Below are 1,474 nucleotides of genomic sequence, written 5' to 3'. Positions count from 1 at the left end.
TCTTACTGCAGGGGGTCACTGTCCGTTTGGGTCCACTGGGTACTGCGCCGTGCCGGTCTGACTCGCACTGAGGCTTCCGTTGTCGACAACTGGATGACGGCGACGTGAGGGGACGCACATGATGACCAGCCGGATGACCACGGCCAGAAGGAGGATGACGATCCCCAGGGGCGAAGGGGAGGACGGGTCCAGCCCTTCCAAGGCATCCGACACCATCGAACCGACAACCAGACCAAAGCCCACCACAATCAGCACGTAGAGGACGAGCGCCAGCCACCCCGACAGGGCCAAATCATGCAGACGCCGCACCGTCAGGGCATACATAGGCACCAGCATCGCCAGGGAGAACAGCGCCGGTATGACAACCAAGGGACCAGAAGAGAACACGCGGGTCAGGCAGGTGTCCATGAACGAGACGAACAGGGCGAAAACCCATATCTCCTTGCGGCAGGAACGCCCCTTCCCCCTCGCATACAGGTAGAAGGGCCGTTGCAGGCACTCCTGCAAGGTAGCATCGTACATGGGCTCGTACCCCTTCATCATATCCACGCGACGCGGCCTCTTCGAGAACAGGGCACTGGCCATAATCCTCACCTTCACTTTCTTCATAAACCCGTCCCGACGGTCCGTTAGGACGGAACATTCGATATCGGCATCAACGCAAGTACCACCCATGGCGCAGCCCGTCGTCCGGGTCATCGGCTGGCATTGTCGTCATCATTGGATGCTCCCAGGAGGGAGGCGATCAGCACGATCAGGTCGAACACCAGCGCCCAGGCCGCCAGCCACTCGAAGGCCGCGTCACGATGCGTGCCCGCGCACTTCCCGATCGCCCACATGTCCAGCACGAACCACAAGGCGCCGACGACGCCCACCACGCAGCACCAGAACAAGGACGCGCCAGCCGACCCCGTCACCTTGGCCAGCATCCAGGACGGCACCACGCACAACACCACCATCGCCGCCCACGACGCGAACCCGTTGCGCACCAGCCGCATCACCACCGGAAACAGCGACACCCCGACAGCCACCAGCACAGCCACCGACACCAGAACCCACCGGAACACGCCACCCGAATTGCGACCGACAGACCCGAATACGACACCGAACCCCGGAGCGCACGGAAGCGACAACACCACAAACCAAGGCCCCGGACGCCCCTTCCCATCCTCATACCGCCCCAACAGGACAACCACAGCAAAAATAGAGAACAGTACGGGAAACGTAGCTTGGCCTATCCGCATGCGCACCCAATCCTGGTCCTGATCAAACAGGAGGAACCAGCCGCAGGCGAACCCGGCCACATAGGTCAACGCGTACAACACCGTCTTCCACAGGACCCCACCCAGGGAGAACTCACGGGCGCCGGGCCGCGCATGCGGGACACACCCGACCACACGCGACATCACCGACGACAGGACAAACGCATCAACCCGATCCCCAGCGCCATCCGACACCCCGCCGACACCAACAC

2 protein-coding genes are annotated in these 1,474 nt (G+C 62.5%); both read right to left on the bottom strand.

The window, feature by feature from the left end; genetic code table 11:
- Positions 1 to 15 precede the first annotated feature (15 nt).
- Positions 16 to 585 carry a DUF805 domain-containing protein gene (locus JF70_RS08335; RefSeq protein ID WP_197069129.1) on the bottom strand — a complete coding sequence of 190 codons (570 nt, stop codon included), beginning with the start codon at positions 583 to 585 and terminating at the stop codon, positions 16 to 18.
- 110 nt (positions 586 to 695) lie between these two features.
- Positions 696 to 1,474: hypothetical protein (locus JF70_RS09125; RefSeq protein WP_045936258.1), on the bottom strand; the 779-nt coding region annotated here is incomplete at its 5' end.

Source organism: Bifidobacterium mellis, from assembly GCF_000967265.1.
Classification (GTDB): domain Bacteria; phylum Actinomycetota; class Actinomycetes; order Actinomycetales; family Bifidobacteriaceae; genus Bombiscardovia; species Bombiscardovia mellis.
This window is presented reverse-complemented; position numbering and strand designations above follow the sequence as displayed.

Coding starts and splice junctions, on each gene's coding strand:
- JF70_RS08335 (WP_197069129.1), bottom strand. CDS start 585: ATGGCCAGTGCCCTGTTCTCGAAGAGGCCGCGTCGCGTGGATATGATG.